The organism is Williamsia limnetica (assembly GCF_003217475.1).
In the GTDB taxonomy this organism is placed as follows: domain Bacteria; phylum Actinomycetota; class Actinomycetes; order Mycobacteriales; family Mycobacteriaceae; genus Williamsia; species Williamsia limnetica.
The window spans coordinates 267,472-287,256 of sequence record NZ_QJSP01000008.1 but is presented as its reverse complement, the minus strand read 5'-3'; the positions used below and the strand labels follow the sequence as shown (position 1 = coordinate 287,256).

Genomic DNA, 19,785 nt, shown 5'->3' with positions numbered 1-19,785 from the left:
ACCTTGAAGAGGTGAGTTCCCCAGACGTGTCCCAAGATCCCGTAGCGCCCCAGCCCGTGGCGTCCGAGAGTGGTGGCTTCAAGACGGTGCTGACCTGGCGTGGCATCGGTGAAGAACGCCTCGAGCAGGTGCGGGTCACCGTGACCGGCAAACGGATCAAGGCCTATGGCCGGATCGTCGCTGCCGCGACCGACAAGCAGGAGGCGTTCAGCGCCTCCTACGACCTGATAACCAACGATGCAGGAGCCACCAAGCGGCTCTCCCTGCATCTGGTACGAGCGGGTGGGGACACGCAGATCTCCATCACCCGCGACGGCCAGGACGCCTGGCTGGTGCAGAGCGCCCGCGGTGTGGAACGCAGCGATTTCGGCGGCGCCCAGGACGTCGAGCTCGCGCTGAGCCCGTTCTTCAACACCCTGCCGATCCGGCGCCTCGGGCTCGGTGAACCCGGTTCCGGCCCCGCAGAGGTCCCCGTGGCCTATCTCTACCTCCCGTCAGGCGAGGTCACCCCGGCGACGCTGAGCTACACACCGTCGGCGGCGGGCTTCGACATCGTCTCGCCGGTCGCGCAGACGACCATCACCGTCGACGAGAACGGTTTCGTCGTCAATTACCCGGGGCTCGCCGAACGGGTCTGAGCCGGGCCGATCCCACCGAATGCTCAGCCCGTCCAGACCGCGCCGGTTCGGGCAGCGTTGCGGAATGCCGCCTCCCAACCGGTGCTGCCCGGTTCCACGCTGATCGCCGGTTCGTCGGTCGCAGCGTGGATCTTCTCGTAGTGTTTTCGGGCCCGGAATCCGTCGGCGACCAGCGTCTCGACCGTGCCTGCGTCGCGTAGCTGATCGCGGGCGAACGTCAGTCGGTCGATGGTCTCGCCGAGCGCGGCCAGCAACGCGGTGGAGTTCGCCTCGAGCATCGCCTGCTGCAGGTGTGGGGCGGTCCCGGCCACCCTGGTGCCGTCCCGGAAGGATCCGGCCGCCAGGCGCAGCGCCAGTTCGCCCTCACCTGCTCCGACGACTGCTGTCACGGCTGCGGTCAGATGCGGCAGGTGGGAGATGCCTGCGACGGCGCGGTCGTGTTCGTCGGACGCGGCCGGGATCACCCGTGCACCGGTGTCGAGCGCGAGTTGTGCGACGGCCCGCCACACCTGCGGATCGGCGCCGTCGTCGGTCGCGACCACCCAGACGGCGCCGGTGAACAGGCCCGGGTCCGTGGCTTGCCAGCCGGACTCTGCGCTGCCCGCCATGGGGTGTCCGCCGACGAAGTTCTCGCTCAGACCATGGGCGTAGACCTGGTCCGCCACCTGCTGTTTCACGCTCACCACGTCGGTGAGAGGGCAGTTCGGTGCATACGTCGCGATCTGGTCGAGGATGGCGTCGATCGTCGTCGCCGGCGTGGCGAGCACGATCAGCGCCGACTCCTGAGCAGCGCGGGACAGGGTCGCGACCAGGTCGGTGGAGGCGTCATACCCGTCGGCGCCGGCGGCGGACACCGTCTCTGCGGAGCGGTTGTAGCCGAAAACCCGTCGTCCCCCGTCGTGCAGGGACCGCAGCAGCGAACCGCCGATCAGTCCCAGACCGAGTACGCAGACGGGTGGTTGCGGCGCAGAGTGGGTCACGGGATCCAGATTCGCACATCGGTGCAGCCCGCAGGGGATGCGGGGAGTTGGGTTTACCCCCGCTGACCGCTACCGTGAACCGCTATGGCTGGTGCGAGCGCGGATGAGGTAGAAGGTTTCGCCATTGCGGTAGTCCGTGAGGAGGGCAAATGGACCCTCACCACCATGGACACCAGCGCTTTGGGCGAACTCGGCGACGCCGAGAACCTGCTCCGGTCGTTGCGGAGCGCAGGCGCCGTGTTCGGTCTGCTCGACGTCGACGACGAGTTCTTCATCATCGTCAGGCCTTCTCCGTCCGGGACCAAACTCCTCATCTCCGACGCCACCGCCGCCATCGACTATGACATTGCCGCGGACGTCTTGGAGTCGCTCAATGTCGATATCCCGGACATCGACCCCGACGAACTCGACGATGTCGAACCGTGGGCCGAGGGCGACTTCGGTGTGCTCGCCGATCTGGGCTTACCGGAAGCGGTCATGAGCGTGATCGTCGGAGACACCGATCTCTATGCGGACGAACAGATCGGCATGATCGCAGCTCGACTGGGCTTTGCCGACGAGCTGTCGAAAACCCTCGAGAAGCTCAATCACTGAGTCGTAGCCAGGTCGTGTCGGACGAAGAACTGATCGAGGCTGCGCTCGCGGCCGCGCGAGGTGCCGATCCGCGGGATGTTCCGGTCGGTGCGGTGATCGTGGACGCTGACGGACGCGTCGTCGCATCGGCGGCCAATGCCCGAGAGGCGACGTCCGATCCGACCGCACACGCCGAGGTGCTGGCGATCCGCGCCGCCGTCGCCGTGATCGGCGACAGCTGGCGGCTCGAGGGGTGCACCATTGCAGTGACCCTGGAGCCCTGCACGATGTGTGCGGGCGCCATCACCCTCGCCCGGCTCGATCGGCTGGTGTTCGGTGCCTGGGAGCCCAAGACGGGGGCCGTGGGGTCGCTGTGGGACGTGGTCCGGGACCGTCGCAACGTGCATCGCCCGCAAGTACGGGGCGGAGTGCTGGAGCAGCGGTGCGGCGACGTGCTGCGGGAGTTCTTCGCCCGGCGTCGGTGAAAGCCGAGAATACCCCGCGACCAGGCGTCATAAACATTTCGGCTGCCATTGTCACAATCGCCACATCAAGTGAGCGAAAGGCGGTGGCAGCGGCCCGCACCCTATGGCACGTTGGAGGGTAGTGCTCTGGGTAGACGGAGCGTATCGGCAGGCGTGCGGCTCGCACGCTGAAGAAGAAGCCGAGTGATCTACCGATATACGGAGGTTAGCCATGGGTCTCGCAGACGACGCAAAGAACAAGGCCGAAGAGCTCAAGGGCCGCGGAAAAGAAGCCGCGGGCAGTGCCACGGACAACCAAGATCTCAAGGCAGAGGGCCAGGGCGACCAGGCCAGCGCCAACGTCAAGCAGAAGGTCACCGACGCTGCTGACGCCGTCAAGGACAAGACGAACGCCGTCAAGGACAAGCTGACCGGCCACTGACACTTGCGCCGGATCTGACCGTAAACCGGTGCTGACCAGCTGATTGCTGACTCAGCCCGGTGCTGCGGTACAGTTTTCGGCGGTGGCGTGTCCGAGCGGCCGAAGGTGCAGCACTCGAAATGCTGTGTACGGTAACCCCGTACCGAGGGTTCAAATCCCTCCGCCACCGCCACAGAGCAGCCCCTCACCTGATGCAGGTGAGGGGCTGTTTCTTGTTCACCCACACAAACCCAGGTACTCCAGGGAAACCCAGGTGTTGCAACACCTGATTCTCCCTGGAGTACCTGGGTTTGTGATCGGGGCTACTGGAGGAAGACTGCTGCGTTGTCGGCGAGGTCGAGGAGGGGTTGCGGGAAGATGCCGAGGAGCACGGTCACCCCGACGCACAGCGCGATGGTGATGGTGGTGGCGACGTTCGGCACGACGACGGTGGGTGCATCTGTGTCGGGCTCGGAGAAGAACATCAGCACGATGACGCGGACATAGAACACGACCGCGATCGCGCTGCTGATCACGCCGACGATCACCAGCGGCACCGCACCCCCTGACGCCGCGGCCTGGAAGACGGCGAACTTGCTCACGAAACCACTCGTCAGCGGAATCCCCGCGAACGCCAGCAAGAACAACGCGAAGACGCCCGCCACCAAGGGAGACCGACGGCCGAGCCCGGCCCAGCGGGACATGTCGGTTACCTCGCCGGACTTGTCGCGGACGAGGGTCACGACGGCGAACGCACCCACGGTGCTGAACCCGTACGCAACGAGGTAGAACATCGTCGACGACAGACCCGCCCGATTGATGGCCACCACTCCGGTGAGGATGAAACCGGCGTGCGCGACCGACGAATACGCCAACATGCGTTTCATATCCGTCTGGGTGATGGCGACGACGGAGGCGATCACCATCGTCAGGATGGCGATCACGATCAGGACCGGGCGCCAATCGTCCTTCAGCCCGGGCAGGGCAACGTAGAACAGACGGAGCATCGCGCCGAACGCGGCGATCTTGGTGGCCGCGGCCATGAACGCCGTGATGGGCGTCGGCGCGCCCTGGTAGACGTCCGGCACCCAGTAGTGGAACGGCACGGCCCCGATCTTGAACAGCAGACCGACGGACAGCAGGCCTGCACCGATCAGGGCCAGCGTGCGGTCGCCGGCCTCGGCGTCGATGGTGGTGGCGATCTCGCCCAGCTGCACCGATCCTGCGTAGCCGTAGAGGAACGCTGCACCGAAAAGGAAGAACGCCGACGAGAACGCGCCGAGCAGAAAGTACTTCAGCGCAGCTTCCTGCGAGAGCAGACGACGTCGCCGAGCGAGCCCGCACAGCATGTACAGCGGAAGGGACAGCACTTCCAGTGCGATGAACATCGTCAGCAGGTCGTCGGAGGCAGGGAAGAGCAGCATGCCGCCGACGGCGAACATCACCAGCGGGAAGACCTCGGTCTGAGCGATACCTGCCCGCGTCGCGTTCTCCTCCGCGGGACTACCGGGGACGGAGGATGCCTGAGAGGCGAAGGCGTCGAGAACTTTCCGGTTACCGGCCGACCCTGCGCCGGAGCTCGCGCCGGCCGCTGCACCGACCATCACTCCGACGCCGGTCCGTTGAGCCATCAGTGGAATCGCCAGAGCGGAGACAACGAGGATAGTCCCTTGCAACAGCAGCGTGGGACCGTCCACGGCCACCGACCCCACCGCTGCCGAGGAGTTGGTCCCTGCGAGGGCGGCCACCGCGACCAACGCGGCCGCCAGGCCTCCGAGGCTGAGCACCAGCTGACCGCTGTACCGATATTGCGTGGGTGCGAAGGCCTCGAGCAGGACCCCGACGACAGCGACGCCGAACACGATCAGCATCGGAGACAATTGCGCGTATTCGATCGATGGCGCCGGCAGGACCTCTACTGCCAGTGCTGGAGACGTCATCGCCCTCCTCCGTCCGGTTCGGCCACGGCGGGTGCCGGGTCACGTTGATCGATCACCGTGAGCGTGTGTCCCACTGCAGGATCGATGACGTCCATCACCGGTTTGGGATAGATGCCCAACACCAGGAGCAGTGCGATGAGTGGGGTGACCACCGCCAGCTCTCGTCGCTTCAGGTCGGGTATCTTCTCGTTCCCCGCGGTGACCGGACCGGTCATGATCCGCTGATACATCCACAGCACGTAGATCGCCGCGAGGACGAGTGCGATGGTGGCGCACACCGCTGCGACCGGGTAGCGGGTGAATGTGCCGATGAGAACCAGGAACTCGCTCACGAACGGCCCGAGACCGGGCAACGAGAGGGTGGCCAACCCGGCGACGAGAAACGTGCCGGCCATGATGGGCGCGACCTTCTGCACCCCGCCGTAGTCCGCGATGTTGCGGGTGCCGCGCCGGGTGATCAAGAAGCCCGCGATGAGCATCAGGGCGGCAGTCGCTATGCCGTGATTGACCATGTACAGCGTCGATCCCGCCTGCCCCTGACTCGTCAGGGCGAAGATCCCCAGGATGATGAAACCGAAATGGGAGATCGACGTGTACGCGATGAGGCGCATCATGTCTGTCTGCCCGATCGCCAGGATGGCGCCGTACACGATGCCGATGACGGCGAGCGTGATGATCAGCGGCGTGAAATACCGTGTGGCGTCCGGAAAAAGCTGAACGCAGTAGCGGAGCATCGCGAACGTGCCGACCTTGTCGACGACGGCCATCATGAGTACTGCGCTCGCCGGCGTGGCCTGTACCGCGGCGTCCGGCAGCCAGGTGTGCAGGGGCCACAGCGGGGCTTTCACAGCGAAGGCGAACATGAATCCGAGAAACAGCGCCTTGGCGACAGTCGGGTCGATGTCGAGTGAGCCCGAGGAGATCGCTGCAACGATTTCCCGGAAATCGAAGGTCCCGCTACCCGTGTCGGTGGTGGCGACGTACAGGCCGATGACCGCGGCCAGCATGATCAGACCGCCCGCCAGGTTGTACAGCAGGAACTTCACGGCGGCGCGCGAGCGCAGGCCTGCCTCCGCGGGACCGCCGAACCCCGCGATGAGGAAGTACATCGGGATCAGCATGGCTTCGAAGAAGATGTAGAAGAGCAGGATGTCGAGGGCGGTGAACGAGATCATCACCATCGCCTCGACGAGCAACATCAGCGCGACGTAACGGTGGGTGGCCCGACGGCGGTCCTCATCGGCATCGTTCCAGCCCGCGATGAGCAGCAGGGGCAGCAACACAGCGGTGAGAACCACCAGGGCGAGTGCGATACCGTCGACGCCCAGCGCGTACTCGGTACCGAACGCCGGTATCCACGAGCGTGATTCGACGAACTGGTACTGGTCGCCGCCGGGGTCGAAGCCGATGGCCAATCCGATGGCGATCGCCAGCACCACCAGTGAGGCCGCCAGGGCCAGCCATTTGACGTGGGGCCGCAGCCTCGGGGGCAGCGTCAGGATGAGGACGGCACCGAGAACCGGTACCGCCCAGAGCAGGGTCAGCCAGGGAAAGTCGCTCACCACACCCTCACCACCATCATCATCGCGACCAGCAGAGCGGCGCCTGCGAACATCGAGAGCGCGTACGACCGCACCATCCCGGTCTGCAGTCGACGCACGCGGGTCGACAGGCCGGACACCGCCGCGGCGACGCCGCTGACCACTCCGTCCACACCTTTGGTGTCGGCCAGTCCGAGTGCGGTGGTCAGTTTTTGGCCGGGCCGCATGAACGTCGCCTCATTGAATGCGTCGCCATAGAGATCCGCGCGGGCGGCCTCGGTCAAGGCGGACACGTCGTCGGGTGCCGAGGTCGGCACGGATCGGCCGGCGTACTGCCGGTACGCGATACCGACCCCGATGAGGACGACTGCGAGGGTGCCGGCCGTGATGACCCAGATCGGGACCGAGAGATGGCCGTGATGTTCGCCGACCACCGGCTCCAGCCAGTGCTGCAGGGAACCGCCCAGTACTAGCAGCCCGCCGGCGAACACCGAACCCAGCGCCAACACGACCATCGGCATCGTCATGGTGGCCGGGGACTCGTGAGGATGGGTGTCGGGCTTCCAGCGTTTCTCGCCGAAGAAGGTCAGCAGCATCACCCGCGTCATGTAGAAGGCGGTGATCCCGGCACCCAGAACTGCGACGGATCCGAGGATGATGCCTTTCACCCCACCTGCCGCCCAGGCGGTTTCGATGATCTTGTCCTTCGAGAAGAACCCTGAGAACGGTGGGACACCGATGATGGCGAGGTACCCGAGGCCGAAGGTCACGAACGTCACCGGCATCAGGGTGCGCAGCCCGCCGAAGCGACGCATGTCGGTCTCGTCGTCCATGCCGTGCATGACCGAACCCGCTCCGAGGAACAGGCCGGCCTTGAAGAACCCGTGGGTGATCAGGTGCAGGATCGCGAAGGCGTACCCGGCGGGACCGAGTCCGGCCGCGAGCACCATGTAGCCGATCTGGCTCATCGTCGATGCGGCGAGCGCCTTCTTGATGTCGTCTTTCGCGCAGCCGATGATCGCACCGAACAGCAGGGTCACCGCGCCGACGATCACCACGCCCAGTTGGGCATTGGGTGCGAGGTTGAAGATGGGACCGGATCGCGTGATGAGGTAGACACCGGCGGTGACCATGGTGGCCGCGTGAATCAACGCCGATACCGGTGTCGGGCCCTCCATGGCGTCGCCGAGCCACGACTGCAGCGGTACCTGGGCGGACTTGCCGCAGGCCGCGAGCAGCAGCATCAGACCCAGCGCCGTCAACGTACCCTCGCCGGCCTCCCCGGCGCCGCCGAAGACGTCGCCGAATCCGACCGAACCGAACGTCGCGAACATGATCATCATGGCGATCGCCAGGCCCATGTCACCGACACGGTTGACGATGAATGCCTTCTTGGCTGCTGCCGCTGCGCTCGGTCGCTCATGCCAGAAGCCGATCAGCAGATATGACGCCAGCCCGACGCCTTCCCAGCCGAGATAGAGGCCCAGGTAGTTGTCGGCCAGGACCAGCAGCAGCATGGCGGCCAGGAAGAGGTTGAGGTAGGCGAAAAACCTCCTCCTGTCGGGATCGTCGGCCATGTAGCTGATGGAGTAGATGTGGATGAGTGTGCCGACACCGGTGATCAGCAGCACAAAGCACATCGAGAGCTGGTCGAGTTGCAGTCCGAAGTCGACCTGGAGGGCACCCACGGGAACCCAGGTGAACAGCGTCTCGGTCATCGACCGCTCGTCCGTGGCCCGGCCGAGCATGTCGAAGAACAGGACCAGCCCGAAGGCGAAGGACGCCAACGCCATCAGTACGCCGAGGAGGTGGCCCCATGCGTCACTGCGGCGTCCGGCGAGCAGCAGGACCACCGCCCCGGCCAGGGGGAGTGCCGGAAGAATCCAGATCGAGGAGTCCATGGCCGGCTCAGAGTTTCAGCAGGTCTGCGTCGTCGACCGAGGCCGAGTGACGGGTGCGGAAGATGGTCATGATGATCGCGAGGCCCACCACGACCTCGGCGGCCGCGACGACCATCGTGAAGAAGGCGATGACCTGCCCGTCGAGGTTGCCGTTCATGCGAGCGAACGTGACGAACGCCAGGTTGCAGGCATTGAGCATCAGCTCGACACACATGAAGACCACCACGGCGTTGCGGCGTACCAGCACGCCACCGGCGCCGATGGTGAACAGCAAAGCGGAGATGTACAGGTAGTTCTCGGGATTCATGATCGCCCCTGCGCATTCGAGGCCCCGAGGTTGGGGCCGGCAGGGTCACGCGGCTCCAGGACATCGCTGACGGACAGCTCGGAGTACGTCCCGTCGGGGAGAAGGGCAGGCATGTCGACGGCGTTGTGCCGCGCGTACACACCGGGGTTGGGCAGTGGTGTGCGCCGGGCACCCTCCCGGAATCTGCGGATCGACATCTCCCGCTGCGATTCTCTGTCGCCGAGTCGCTCTCGGTGCGCGAGCACCATGGCCCCGAGGGTCGCCGTGATCAGCAAGGCCCCCGTGAGTTCGAAGGCCCAGAGGTACCGGATGAAGATGAGCTCGGCCAATCCTTCGACGTTGCCTCCGGCGTTGGCCTGGTCGACGCCGACAAAGGCTGTCACGGAGGCGCTTCCGATCCCGGCGATCAGCAGTATCCCGAACCCGAGCCCCGCGGCAATCGCACCGAGGCGCTGCCCTCGGAGGGTTTCGACCAGGGAGTCGGAGGAGTCCACTCCCACGAGCATGAGAACGAACAGGAACAACATCATGACCGCGCCCGTGTACACCACAACCTGAGCGACCCCGAGGAACAAGGCACCCTGGGCGATGTAGAACACGGCAAGGATGATCATCGTCATCGCCAGGAAGACGGCCGAGTACACCGCTTTCGTCGAACACACGACACCGAGCGCACCGAGTACGGCGACGGTCCCGAGGACCCAGAACTGAATCGCCTCGGCGGTGGAGGTCTGGGTCATGGGTTCCGCAGCCAGGATCGGCGCGGCGAACAGGGCGTTCACGACGCCTTAGGGGTGGGACGTGGCCGGACATCTGTTGGCGTGTCGGGCATGATCTCGCCGAGGACGTTGCCGCGGTAGTAGTCCTCGTCGGTGCTGCCGGGAACCATTGCGTGCGGCGGCGCGGTCATCCCCTCCGCGAGTGGGGCCAGGAGCTTGTCTTTGCCGTAGATGAGGTCTGCCCGGTTGTCGTCGGCCATCTCGTAGTCGTTGGTCATGGTCAGCGCCCGAGTCGGACAGGCCTCGATACACAGGCCGCATCCGATGCACCGCAGGTAGTTGATCTGGTACACCTGGCCGTATCGCTCACCGGGCGAGTATCTTTCGTCCTCGGTGTTGTCGGCGCCCTCGACGAAGATCGCATCGGCGGGGCACGCCCAGGCGCACAGTTCGCACCCGATGCACTTCTCGAGACCGTCGGGATACCGATTGAGCTGGTGCCGGCCGTGATAGCGCGCCGCTGTCGGGGTCTTCACCTCGGGATAGAACTCGGTGTTGTTCTTCTTGAACATCGACGAGAACGTGACGCCGAAGCCGGCGAGTGGTTCCAGTGGATTACGCATCGGTGCTCTCCTTCTCTGCGACACCTTCGGTGACACCTCGGGGGGCGTTGTCGTGATCGGGGTGGGCGGGATGATCGACCCGGCGCAATCGAGGCGGCACCGGTGGTGCCATCGGCGGCACCGGAAACCCGCCGGCCATGGCGTCGAAAGCGCGCGCCGACTCGACGGCGTCGCGGTCGGCCTCCGCACGATCACGTCTGCTGCGCAACATCTTCCAGAGCAGCGCGAGAAGTCCGAGTGCCACCACGACTCCTGCGACACCGATCACCGCGGTGCTGATGCCGTACCCCTCGTTGTGAAGCGCTCGCACGGTGGCGACCACCATGACCCAGGCCAGCGAGACGGGGATCAGCACCTTCCAGCCCAGGTTCATGAACTGGTCGTATCGCAATCGTGGCAGGGTCGCCCGCAGCCAGATGAAGAAGAACAGGAATCCCCAGACCTTTGCGACGAACCAGATGAGCGGGAACCAGCCGGAGTTGGCGCCGTCCCACAGCGAGATGGGCCAGGGCGCATGCCATCCCCCGAGAAACAGCGTGGCGGCAAGCGCAGACACCGTCGCCATGTTGATGTACTCGGCGAGCATGAACATCGCGAACCGCAACGACGAGTACTCGGTGTGGAAGCCGCCGACCAGCTCGCCTTCTGCCTCGGGCAGGTCGAACGGCGCGCGGTTGGTCTCACCGACCATCGAGAACACATAGACGACAAAAGAGGGGAGCAGCAGGAAGATGTACCAGGTGCCGTCCTGCGCACCGACTATTCCTGATGTCGACATCGTGCCGGCATCGAGGAACACCGCGGCGAACGTCAAACCCATGGCGATCTCGTAGGAGATCACCTGCGCGCTCGAGCGCAGGCCGCCGAGAAGCGGATACGTCGAACCCGATGCCCAACCCGCCAGGACGATGCCGTACACCCCGACCGAGGTGACGGCGAGTATGTACAGGACCGCGACGGACATGTCCGTCAGCTGCAGCGGTGTCTGGTGCCCGAAGATCGAGACCACCGGTCCGAATGGGATGACTGCGTAGGCCATGATGGCCGGCACCACCGCGATGATCGGGGCGAGCAGGTAGATGGGCTTGTCGACCCCGCTCGGGATGATGCCTTCTTTCAGGGCCAGCTTCGCCCCGTCGGCGAGGCTCTGCAGCAGACCTTTCGGCCCGACCCGGTTGGGTCCGACCCGGGTCTGCATCCACGCCATCACCTTGCGTTCGGCGAGGATCGCGACGAGCGGTGTCAGGAGCAGGAAGACAAAGATGCCGAGTGATTTGGCGAGGATCAGCCACCAAGGGTCGTGGCCGAAGGCGGAGAGGTCGGTCATGCGTCCTCCGTCCGATTCGCTCGACTGATCCGGACCGGAGCTCCGACAACGGGTCCGAGATCGCGGTACACCGCACTCCCTGGAGAGTTGAGGGGCACCCACACCACGCGATCGGGTAGCCGGGTGACCTCGAGGGGCAGGGTGATCGAACCCCGGTCCGTGCTGACCGTGACGAGTTCGCCTGCTGCCAGGCCGTTCTCGGCGGCTGTGGCGGCCGACAACCTGATCACCGGCCGCCGGGCGGTTCCGGCCAGATGCGGTTCACCATCCTGCAGGCGTCCCGCGTCGAGCAGCATGCGCCACCCTGTGAGGATCGCTTCACCGGCGCCGATAGCCGGCGCAGCGATGGCAGGGGTTGGGCTGGTACCGGACAAGGTCTCGCGTAGTGAGGGTCCGCCGGGAAGGTCTCCGTCCCAGGGACCGAGCCGGGCGAGTTCGTCGCGCGCATGCTCAGCGGTCGGTAGCCCGAGCTCACGGCCCATCTGGTGGGCGAGGGCGTCGAGCACGCGGTGGTCGGCCATGGCCCCGTCGCTGGGCAGGGCGGCGTCGAACGAGCGTGGCCGTCCCTCCCAGTCGACGAAGGTGCCGCTCTTGCGGACCACCGTCGACACCGGCAGCACGACGTCGGCGCGGTCGGTCACCGCGCTCTGTCGCAACTCCAGGCTGATGACGAACGGTGCGGCATCGACGGCCGCCAGGGCCGCCACGGGGTCGGGGAGATCGGACACGTCGACGCCGCCGATGAGGAGGGCGCCGAGATCGCCGGAGGCCGCCTGCGCCAGGATCTCGTCGGTGCCCAGTCCTTCCGCAGCGGGCGGCTCGGTTCCCCAGATCTGTGCCACCTGTCGACGCGCCTGCGCGTCGACGACGGGCCGACCTCCGGGCAGCAGATTGCCCAGGGCGCCGACCTCGAGCGCTCCTCGTTCGCCGGCGCGGCGAGGCACCCACCCGATGCGGGCGCCCGTCGTGATCGCCAGAGCTGCAGCGGCGCTCAGAGCCCCGGGTGACGTTGCCAGACGTTCGCCGACCAGGATCACCGACCCCGGCGCTCGCAACAATTCCGAATCGCGAAGTCGTTCGAGTGCGGTGCGTTCGGTGCCGGGCATCACCTGGAGGAGTCCGCCGGACAATTTCTGCAGGCCCTTGCTGGCGTGCGTCGCGATGGACACCACGGTCAGCCCGTTCTTGCGCACCGCCTTGCGCAGGCGCAGGAAGATGATCGGCGATTCCTCTTCCGGCTCGAAGCCGGCCAGCAGCACCGCCGGCGCCTTCTCGAGGTCGTCGTAGGTCAGGTTCATCGGTCGCCCTGCGATGTGGGCGGCCAGGAATCCGGCTTCCTCCGGCGAGTGCGCGCGACTCCGGAAGTCGACATTGTTGGTGCCCAGTGCCGTTCGCGCGAACTTGGCGTAGGCGTAGGCATCTTCGGCAGTGGCCCGGCCGCCCACCAGGACACCTGCCCGGCCGTGGGCTGCCTTCAAGCCGGTGGCCGCAATGGCCAGCGCGGCAGACCACGACGCCGCCTCCAGGGTGCCGTCGGCGCCCCGGATCAGCGGGGTGGTGATGCGGTCGCGAGCTGTTTCGTAGGTGAATGCCCAGCGCCCCTTGTCGCAATTCCATTCCTCGTTGACCTCGGGATCGTCACCGGCCAGTCGGCGCAGCACTTTTCCGCGCCGATGGTCGGTGCGCTGCGCGCACCCACTCGCGCAGTGCTCACACACGCTCGGGGTGGAGACCAGGTCGAAAGGCCGGGCCCGGAAACGGTACGCCGCACCGGTCAGCGCGCCCACCGGACAGATCTGCACGGTGTTCCCGGAGAAGTAGGATTCGAAGGGTTCGTCCTGCGCGATCCCGACCTGCTGCTGGGCACCGCGTTCGAGAAGGTCGATGAACGGATCTCCGGCGACCTGCTCCGAGAACCGGGTACAGCGCGCGCACAGCACGCAGCGTTCGCGGTCGAGCAATACCTCCGAAGACAGTGGGATCGGTTTGGGGAACGTACGTTTGACGCCATCGAATCGCGATTCGGTGCGGCCGGTGGACATCGCCTGATTCTGTAGTGGACACTCGCCACCCTTGTCGCAGACCGGGCAGTCCAGCGGGTGGTTGATCAACAGCAGTTCCATGACGCCGCGCTGCGCCTTTTCAGCACTCTCCGAGGTGAGCTGGGTCTTGACCACCATGCCGTCGGTGACCGTGGTGGTACACGAGGCGAGCGGTTTGCGCTGCCCTTCGACCTCGACCAGGCATTGTCGGCACGCGCCTACCGGTTCGAGCAGTGGATGATCGCAGAAGCGCGGGATCTGCACCCCGATGAGTTCTGCCGCGCGGATCACCAAGATGCCCTTGGGTACCTGGAGCGGATTTCCATCGATGGTGATGGACATGAGGTCGGCCGGGGCCGTGTCCGCCGGCACCGAGTTGTTGGTCACCGTCATGGCGCGCCCACTTTCTCGAACAGGGTCGATCGGGCGGCATCGAACGGGCAACCGGCGCCGCGCACATGTTCGACGTACTCGTCGCGGAAGTACTTGACCGAGGACATGATCGGGCTCGCTGCGCCGTCACCCAGTGCGCAGAACGATTTGCCGAGAATGCTGTCGGCGATGTCGAGGAGCTTTTGGAGATCGTCGGCGGTGCCGGTTCCCTCCTCGAGTCCCTGCAGGATCTGCACCAGCCAATATGTGCCCTCACGGCACGGCGTGCACTTGCCGCACGATTCGTGGGCGTAGAACTCGGTCCACCGCAGCACGGCCCGTACCACGCAGGTTGTCTCGTCGAAGATCTGCAAGGCCTTGGTACCCAACATGGAACCGGCTGCACCGACGCCTTCGTAGTCGAGCGTGACGTCGAGGTGATCTGCGGTGAAGATCGGCGTCGACGAGCCGCCCGGGGTCCAGAACTTGAGTTCGTGGCCTGCGCGCACACCACCCGCGTAGTCGAGGAGCTCACGCAGCGTGATGCCGAGGGGGGCCTCGTACTGACCCGGCGTGGTGACATGGCCTGACAGTGAGTAGAGCGTGAAGCCGGGTGACTTCTCGGTCCCCATGCTCTGGAACCAGTCGTTGCCGTGCAGGATGATCGGCGGCACACTGGCGATCGACTCGACATTGTTGACGACGGTGGGACTGGCGTACAGGCCGGCAACGGCGGGGAACGGGGGACGAAGGCGAGGTTGCCCGCGTCTGCCTTCCAGCGAATCGAGCAGCGCGGTCTCCTCACCGCAGATATAGGCCCCGGCACCGGCGTGTACGACCACGTCGAGGTCGAAACCCGAACCGAGGATGTCGGTGCCGAGCAGGCCTGCCTCCCGGGCCTCCGCCACGGCGGTCTGCAGTCTGCGCAGTACCGGGATCACCTCGCCCCGTACGTAGATGAACGCCTTGGCCGCGCGGATCGCGTACGCGGCGATGATGATCCCCTCGATCAGTACGTGCGGGGTCGCCAGCAGCAGGGGCATGTCCTTGCACGTACCCGGTTCCGACTCGTCGGCATTGACCACCAGATAGTGGGGCTTGCCATCGCCTTGCGGGATGAACGACCACTTCATGCCGGTCGGGAAGCCCGCCCCGCCGCGTCCACGCAAACCTGATGCCTTGACGGAGGCGATGAGCGCGTCGGGGTCCATCTTCAGGGCCAGGCGCAGCGCCTCGTAGCCATCGTGGCGGCGGTAGTTGTCCAGGGTCCACGACTCGGGTTCGTCCCAATGACGTGACAGCACCGGTGACAAAGGCATCTCACGCCTCCTTGTCTTCGGGGCTGTCTCCGACAGGGTGTTTTGGGCCGTCTGCGACAGGACTGTCAGGTGCGGTCTCGGAGGAACCCGACGTAGGTGGCGCCGTCGTTCCCGGTGCTGGTGCGGGCTTGTCTGCCACCGACTCGGCGGCCGCCCGTTGGTCATCAGGACCGGACGCATCGCCCGAGGCTTCCGGTGCCGGTGTCTCCATGCCCTGCTCACGAGCGATCCGCAGGCCCGCCAGCGTCGCGTCACCGGGCACGGCGGCATCAGAAGCGCCGGCGCGGGTGTCCGCAAAACCGGCCAGGAACCTCGCTGTCTCGCGGAACGTGCACAACGGTGCACCGCGAGTGGGTGTCACCTGCTCGCCGCCGCGCAATGCGTCGACCAGTTCTCGGCCCGAGCGTGGCGTCTGGTTGTCGAAGAACTCCCAGTTGACCATCACCACCGGTGCGTAGTCGCAGGCGGCGTTGCACTCGATGTGCTCCAGGGTGATGGTGCCATCGGCAGTCGTCCCGCCGGCCTCGACGCCGAGGTACTCGCTCAGATCGGCCAGGATCTCGTCGCCGCCCATCACCGCACACAGCGTGTTGGTGCACACCCCGACCAGGTAATCGCCGGTCTCGCGGCGCCGGTACATCGAATAGAACGTCGACACCGCTGTGACCTCTGCCGGGGTCAGGCTCAGTTGGTCTGCGCAGAAACCGATTCCGGTTGGGGTGACGTACCCGTCCTCACTCTGGACCAGGTGCAGTAGCGGGAGCAACGCCGACCGTGGACTCGGATAGCGCGCGATGATCTCGGCGGCGTCGGCCTCGAGCCGGGCGAGGATGTCACTCGCATATCGGTGCACCGTGGTCTCGTGGTGCATCGCGAAATCGATGAACACCGGTTCTGCCGTCATCGGTCGACACCTCCCATCACCGGGTCGATGCCCGCGACTGCCGCGATCACGTCCGAGATCATCCCGCCCTCGCACATCGCCGCCACCGCTTGCAGATTCGTGAACGACGGGTCGCGAAAGTGGACGCGATAGGGTCTGGTGCCGCCGTCGCTGACCATGTGCACCCCGAGTTCGCCGCGCGGCGATTCGACGGAGACGTAGACCTGCCCCGCGGGCACCCGCATGCCCTCGGTGACAAGCTTGAAGTGGTGGATGAGACCTTCCATGGACGAACCCATGATGTTGGAGATGTGCTCGGGCGAGTTGCCGAGTCCGTCCTTGCCGACCGTGAGATCGGCGGGCCACGCAATCTTCTGGTCCTCGACCATGATCGGACCCGGCCGCAATCGATCGAGACACTGTTCGACGATCTTCAGCGACTCCTTCATCTCTTTGATCCGGATCTGATAGCGGCCATACGAGTCACATGCGGTGTCGGTGATGACATCGAACTCGTAGTTCTCGTAGCCGCAGTACGGCGCAGACCGGCGCAGGTCGTGGGGCAGGCCGGTGGCCCTCAGCACGGGACCGGTGATTCCGAGTGCCATGCATCCGGTGAGGTCGAGGTACCCGATCCCCTGGGTACGTGCTTTCCAGATGTAGTTCTCGCTCAACAGGTCTTCGACGTCGCGTAGTCGTCCCGGCATCACCTTGAGCAGGTCACGGATCTTTTCCACCGCACCGTCGGGGAGATCTTGGGCGAGTCCGCCGGGCCTGATGAACGCGTGATTCATTCGCAGTCCGGTGATCATCTCGAAGACGTCGAGGATCAGCTCTCGCTCTCGGAAGCCGAACAACATCGCGGTCACCGCGCCGAGTTCCATACCGCCGGTGGCCAAGGCGACCAGATGTGACGACACCCGATTGAGTTCCATCAGCATGACGCGGATGACGTTGACCCGCTCCGGGATGGCGTCGGTGATGTCGAGCAGCTTCTCCACACCCAGGCAGTAGGCCGTCTCGTTGAAGAACGGGGAGAGGTAGTCCATGCGGGTCACGAAGGTGACGCCCTGGGTCCAGTTGCGGAACTCGAGGTTCTTTTCGATTCCTGTGTGCAGGTAGCCGATTCCGCATCTGGCCTCGGTGACGGTTTCTCCGTCGAGGACCAGGATCAGTCGCAAGACGCCGTGTGTGGACGGGTGCTGTGGCCCCATGTTGACCACGATGCGCTCTTCGCCTGCCTCGGTGGCGGCGCTCGCCACCTCATCCCAGTCCTGACCGGACGCGCTGTAGAGGCGCCCCTGCGGTTCGGCGATGTTGTTCTGCTCGACGTGTTCGCTCATCAGTTGTACGACCTCCGCTGATCGGGAGGGGCGATGCGAGCGCCCTTGAACTCGACCGGGATCCCACCGAGGGGATAGTCCTTGCGTTGCGGGTGGCCCTCCCAGTCGTCGGGCATCTCGATTCTGGTCAGCGACGGATGGCCGTCGAAGATGATCCCGAAGAAGTCGTACGTCTCGCGTTCGTGCCAGTCGCAGGTGGGATAGATGTCGTACAGCGACGGGATGTGAGGACTGCTGTCGGCCACGGCAACCTCCAGGCGCACCCGCCGGTTGTGGGTGATCGACAGCAGTGGGTACGTCGCGTGCAGTTCGCGGCCGGTCTCATCGGGATAGTGCACACCGCTGACGCCCAGGCTGAGTTCGAATCTCAGAGCAGGATCGTCGCGGAGTACGGAAGCGACCACCGGAAGATGCTGCGCGCGCACGTGCAACGTCAGTTCGTCGCGAAACACCACCACCTTCTCCAGTGCTTCTTCGGCGCCGGGATGCCCCTCCGACGACAACGCCTCGGTCAACAGGTCGACGATCTCGTCGAAGTGGCCGCCGTAGGGTCGGGGCGTACTGCCGGGCAGTGAGACGGGGCGGACCAGGCGGCCATATCCCGAGGTGTCGCCGCTGCCGCGGACCCCGAACAGCCCACGCCGGATCCCGATGACCTCGCGGTCGCCCTCGCGGCTCTGGTCAGTGCCGTCCGGTGTCATCGCAGCAGACCCTTCATCTCGATGGTCGGCGTCGCCGCCATCGCGGCCTGTTCTGCGGCTGCGATCGCCGCTTCGCGGTCGACGCCGAGCGGCATCTCACCGATCTTCTCGTGCAGTTTGAGAATGGCGTGCAGCAACATTTCCGGACGCGGTGGGCAACCGGGGAGGTAGATGTCGACCGGGACGACATGATCGACGCCCTGGACGATGGCGTAATTGTTGAACATCCCGCCGGACGACGCGCAGACCCCCATCGCCAGAACCCATTTGGGCTCGGCCATCTGATCGTAGATCTGGCGGAGTACCGGGGCCATCTTCTGGCTGACCCGGCCGGCGACGATCATGAGGTCGGCCTGACGGGGGGACGCCCGGAAGGCTTCCATTCCGAAGCGGGCGATGTCGAACCGGCCACCGCTGGTGGCCATCATCTCGATGGCGCAGCAGGCCAGTCCGAACGTGGCCGGCCACAGAGAGCCCTTACGCATGTATCCAGCGAGTCCCTCGACGGTGCTCAGAAGGAATCCGCTCGGTAGCTTTTCTTCCAGACCCATGGTGGTCACTCTTTCCGAAACTGCTTGGTGTGCGGTCAATCCCAGCTGAGGCCGCCACGCCTCCACTCGTAGGCATACGCCACCGACACGTTGAAGACGAACAGTGCCATGGCGATGAGACCGAAGAGTCCGAGGGAGTCGAAGTACACGGCCCAGGGATAGAGGAACACGATCTCGATGTCGAAGATGATGAACAGCATCGCGGTCAGGTAATACTTGACCGGGATGCGTTGTCCGGTGCCGCTGGCGGCAAGATTTCCGGAACCCAAGCCGCCCAGCGGATTCGGGACGGGTTCGATACCGCACTCATACGCTTCGAGTTTGGCCCGGTTGTACCGGCGTGGGCCGACCAGGTTCGCGAGCATCGCCGACACGACGGCGAATGCGACCGCGATGGCGCCGAGCACCAGAATCGGGACGTAGAGGTTCATCGGCGGACGTTCCTCCTTTCGCGCGAAACGGCGGGCGGAGAGGCGGTCGGGCGACCGGGGGATTGACGAGCCGATACGTCCGGTCGTGGCGACCACCCAGGGCTGCGTGTGATCTGAGACACACACTACCGGCGGCGATGGTCCTGATGCCCGCGTTATGAGCCCCGCAAAAGGTGCCGATTTGTCATTGCAGTTATCTGTATTGCTCATAAATGACTGATGCCGGCAGCGCCCATCTCGTGAGGAATCAGGGCACTGCAGGGGATTACACCGTAGGCGCAAAGATCCCGATGACAGCTGCGGTGAGCCGGAAGGGGTCGATAGGTCGCGGTACCACGGCCTCGGCCTGCGACCATCGTGCCAGCCAGCGGTCCTCAGGACGGCCGGTCAGGAGCAGAACGGGCGGGCACCGATCGATCTCGTCCTTGAGCTGTTTGGCGATGCCCATCCCGCCGGCGGGCGCTGCCTCGCCGTCGAGGATCACCAGATCGATGGCGCCCGCATCCATCTCGCGGAGTACCCCCGCAGCCGTGGCGACCTCGACGTAGACAAACGGGGCCAATCCTGACGGCGGATGGTCCCCGAGCGCGGCGATGACCTGCCGTCGAACGCTCGCGTCGTCGCTGTAGACGAGGACACGGGTGGCGTCGAGGCGATTGGTGGCGCGTACCGGGGCGTCGGTCACGTCGCCGATGCTACTCGTCTGCCT

20 protein-coding genes and 1 tRNA gene are annotated in these 19,785 nt (G+C 65.4%); 5 read left to right on the top strand and 16 right to left on the bottom strand.

Annotation, left to right across the window (positions count from 1 at the left end; genetic code table 11):
- Positions 1-11: 11 nt before the first annotated feature.
- A complete protein-coding gene (locus tag DFR67_RS15480) occupies positions 12-638 on the top strand; it encodes a putative glycolipid-binding domain-containing protein (protein ID WP_245937972.1) in 627 nt (208 codons plus the stop codon).
- A gap of 23 nt (positions 639-661) precedes the next feature.
- On the opposite strand, the gene DFR67_RS15475 is transcribed toward DFR67_RS15480, so the two are convergent.
- A complete protein-coding gene (locus DFR67_RS15475; RefSeq protein WP_110470366.1) occupies positions 662-1,618 on the bottom strand; it encodes a prephenate dehydrogenase in 957 nt (318 codons plus the stop codon).
- Positions 1,619-1,702: 84 nt separating this feature from the next.
- Between DFR67_RS15475 and DFR67_RS15470 the strand changes: the two genes are divergently transcribed.
- From DFR67_RS15470 to DFR67_RS15455, 4 genes are all read left to right on the top strand, one after another.
- Positions 1,703-2,212, top strand: coding sequence for a tRNA adenosine deaminase-associated protein (locus DFR67_RS15470; RefSeq protein WP_110470365.1), 510 nt, complete (start codon positions 1,703-1,705; stop codon positions 2,210-2,212).
- 14 nt (positions 2,213-2,226) lie between these two features.
- Positions 2,227-2,676 carry a nucleoside deaminase gene (locus DFR67_RS15465; protein ID WP_110470364.1) on the top strand — a complete coding sequence of 150 codons (450 nt, stop codon included), beginning with the start codon at positions 2,227-2,229 and terminating at the stop codon, positions 2,674-2,676.
- A gap of 211 nt (positions 2,677-2,887) precedes the next feature.
- Positions 2,888-3,097 (top strand): CsbD family protein, encoded by a 210-nt coding sequence (locus DFR67_RS15460; protein ID WP_110470363.1) that lies wholly within the window; start codon positions 2,888-2,890, stop codon positions 3,095-3,097.
- Between the two features lie 81 nt (positions 3,098-3,178).
- Positions 3,179-3,269 (top strand) — tRNA-Ser (locus tag DFR67_RS15455).
- A gap of 130 nt (positions 3,270-3,399) precedes the next feature.
- Here the strand turns inward: DFR67_RS15455 and nuoN are convergent.
- From nuoN to DFR67_RS15380, 15 genes are all read right to left on the bottom strand, one after another.
- Positions 3,400-5,016 (bottom strand): NADH-quinone oxidoreductase subunit NuoN, encoded by a 1,617-nt coding sequence (gene nuoN / locus DFR67_RS15450; protein WP_110470362.1) that lies wholly within the window; start codon positions 5,014-5,016, stop codon positions 3,400-3,402.
- Positions 5,013-6,578 (bottom strand): NADH-quinone oxidoreductase subunit M, encoded by a 1,566-nt coding sequence (locus DFR67_RS15445; protein WP_211325063.1) that lies wholly within the window; start codon positions 6,576-6,578, stop codon positions 5,013-5,015. The genes nuoN and DFR67_RS15445 overlap by 4 nt, the downstream gene beginning before the upstream one ends.
- Complete coding sequence (gene nuoL / locus DFR67_RS15440) at positions 6,575-8,458, bottom strand: NADH-quinone oxidoreductase subunit L (protein ID WP_110470360.1); 1,884 nt, start codon at positions 8,456-8,458, stop codon at positions 6,575-6,577. The genes DFR67_RS15445 and nuoL overlap by 4 nt, the downstream gene beginning before the upstream one ends.
- Before the next feature lie 7 nt (positions 8,459-8,465).
- On the bottom strand, positions 8,466-8,765 hold the full coding sequence (gene nuoK / locus DFR67_RS15435; RefSeq protein WP_084892834.1) for an NADH-quinone oxidoreductase subunit NuoK: 300 nt from the start codon (positions 8,763-8,765) through the stop codon (positions 8,466-8,468).
- Positions 8,762-9,523: an NADH-quinone oxidoreductase subunit J gene (locus DFR67_RS15430; RefSeq protein WP_211325074.1), complete on the bottom strand. Its 762-nt coding sequence runs from the start codon at positions 9,521-9,523 to the stop codon at positions 8,762-8,764. The genes nuoK and DFR67_RS15430 overlap by 4 nt, the downstream gene beginning before the upstream one ends.
- Positions 9,524-9,543: 20 nt before the next feature.
- Complete coding sequence (gene nuoI, locus DFR67_RS15425; protein ID WP_110470359.1) at positions 9,544-10,107, bottom strand: NADH-quinone oxidoreductase subunit NuoI; 564 nt, start codon at positions 10,105-10,107, stop codon at positions 9,544-9,546.
- On the bottom strand, positions 10,100-11,434 hold the full coding sequence (gene nuoH, locus DFR67_RS15420; protein ID WP_110470358.1) for an NADH-quinone oxidoreductase subunit NuoH: 1,335 nt from the start codon (positions 11,432-11,434) through the stop codon (positions 10,100-10,102). The genes nuoI and nuoH overlap by 8 nt, the downstream gene beginning before the upstream one ends.
- Positions 11,431-13,869: an NADH-quinone oxidoreductase subunit G gene (locus DFR67_RS15415; RefSeq protein ID WP_110470357.1), complete on the bottom strand. Its 2,439-nt coding sequence runs from the start codon at positions 13,867-13,869 to the stop codon at positions 11,431-11,433. The genes nuoH and DFR67_RS15415 overlap by 4 nt, the downstream gene beginning before the upstream one ends.
- A complete protein-coding gene (nuoF, locus tag DFR67_RS15410) occupies positions 13,866-15,167 on the bottom strand; it encodes an NADH-quinone oxidoreductase subunit NuoF (RefSeq protein ID WP_110470356.1) in 1,302 nt (433 codons plus the stop codon). The genes DFR67_RS15415 and nuoF overlap by 4 nt, the downstream gene beginning before the upstream one ends.
- Before the next feature lies 1 nt (position 15,168).
- Positions 15,169-16,071, bottom strand: coding sequence for an NADH-quinone oxidoreductase subunit NuoE (nuoE, locus tag DFR67_RS15405; RefSeq protein WP_110470355.1), 903 nt, complete (start codon positions 16,069-16,071; stop codon positions 15,169-15,171).
- Positions 16,068-17,393 carry an NADH dehydrogenase (quinone) subunit D gene (gene nuoD, locus DFR67_RS15400; RefSeq protein ID WP_110470354.1) on the bottom strand — a complete coding sequence of 442 codons (1,326 nt, stop codon included), beginning with the start codon at positions 17,391-17,393 and terminating at the stop codon, positions 16,068-16,070. Before nuoD ends, nuoE begins: the two co-directional genes overlap by 4 nt.
- On the bottom strand, positions 17,393-18,094 hold the full coding sequence (locus tag DFR67_RS15395) for an NADH-quinone oxidoreductase subunit C (protein ID WP_110470353.1): 702 nt from the start codon (positions 18,092-18,094) through the stop codon (positions 17,393-17,395). The genes nuoD and DFR67_RS15395 overlap by 1 nt, the downstream gene beginning before the upstream one ends.
- Positions 18,091-18,645 (bottom strand): NuoB/complex I 20 kDa subunit family protein, encoded by a 555-nt coding sequence (locus DFR67_RS15390; protein ID WP_110470441.1) that lies wholly within the window; start codon positions 18,643-18,645, stop codon positions 18,091-18,093. Before DFR67_RS15390 ends, DFR67_RS15395 begins: the two co-directional genes overlap by 4 nt.
- A 35-nt stretch (positions 18,646-18,680) precedes the next feature.
- Positions 18,681-19,076 (bottom strand): NADH-quinone oxidoreductase subunit A, encoded by a 396-nt coding sequence (locus DFR67_RS15385; RefSeq protein ID WP_110470440.1) that lies wholly within the window; start codon positions 19,074-19,076, stop codon positions 18,681-18,683.
- Between the two features lie 265 nt (positions 19,077-19,341).
- Entirely contained in the window at positions 19,342-19,761 is a 420-nt protein-coding gene (locus DFR67_RS15380) for a DNA-binding transcriptional response regulator (protein ID WP_110470352.1), read from the bottom strand.
- Between the last annotated feature and the right edge of the window lie 24 nt (positions 19,762-19,785).

What these genes read in the sequence shown, in the direction of transcription:
- DFR67_RS15470 (WP_110470365.1), top strand. Translation starts at nt 1,703, where the DNA reads ATGGCTGGTGCGAGCGCGGATGAGGTAGAAGGTTTCGCCATTGCGGTA.
- DFR67_RS15460 (WP_110470363.1), top strand. Translation starts at nt 2,888, where the DNA reads ATGGGTCTCGCAGACGACGCAAAGAACAAGGCCGAAGAGCTCAAGGGC.
- nuoN (WP_110470362.1), bottom strand. Translation starts at nt 5,016, where the DNA reads ATGACGTCTCCAGCACTGGCAGTAGAGGTCCTGCCGGCGCCATCGATC.
- nuoL (WP_110470360.1), bottom strand. Translation starts at nt 8,458, where the DNA reads ATGGACTCCTCGATCTGGATTCTTCCGGCACTCCCCCTGGCCGGGGCG.
- nuoK (WP_084892834.1), bottom strand. Translation starts at nt 8,765, where the DNA reads ATGAATCCCGAGAACTACCTGTACATCTCCGCTTTGCTGTTCACCATC.
- nuoI (WP_110470359.1), bottom strand. Translation starts at nt 10,107, where the DNA reads ATGCGTAATCCACTGGAACCACTCGCCGGCTTCGGCGTCACGTTCTCG.
- nuoH (WP_110470358.1), bottom strand. Translation starts at nt 11,434, where the DNA reads ATGACCGACCTCTCCGCCTTCGGCCACGACCCTTGGTGGCTGATCCTC.
- DFR67_RS15415 (WP_110470357.1), bottom strand. Translation starts at nt 13,869, where the DNA reads ATGACGGTGACCAACAACTCGGTGCCGGCGGACACGGCCCCGGCCGAC.
- nuoF (WP_110470356.1), bottom strand. Translation starts at nt 15,167, where the DNA reads ATGCCTTTGTCACCGGTGCTGTCACGTCATTGGGACGAACCCGAGTCG.
- nuoE (WP_110470355.1), bottom strand. Translation starts at nt 16,071, where the DNA reads ATGACGGCAGAACCGGTGTTCATCGATTTCGCGATGCACCACGAGACC.
- nuoD (WP_110470354.1), bottom strand. Translation starts at nt 17,393, where the DNA reads ATGAGCGAACACGTCGAGCAGAACAACATCGCCGAACCGCAGGGGCGC.
- DFR67_RS15395 (WP_110470353.1), bottom strand. Translation starts at nt 18,094, where the DNA reads ATGACACCGGACGGCACTGACCAGAGCCGCGAGGGCGACCGCGAGGTC.
- DFR67_RS15390 (WP_110470441.1), bottom strand. Translation starts at nt 18,645, where the DNA reads ATGGGTCTGGAAGAAAAGCTACCGAGCGGATTCCTTCTGAGCACCGTC.
- DFR67_RS15385 (WP_110470440.1), bottom strand. Translation starts at nt 19,076, where the DNA reads ATGAACCTCTACGTCCCGATTCTGGTGCTCGGCGCCATCGCGGTCGCA.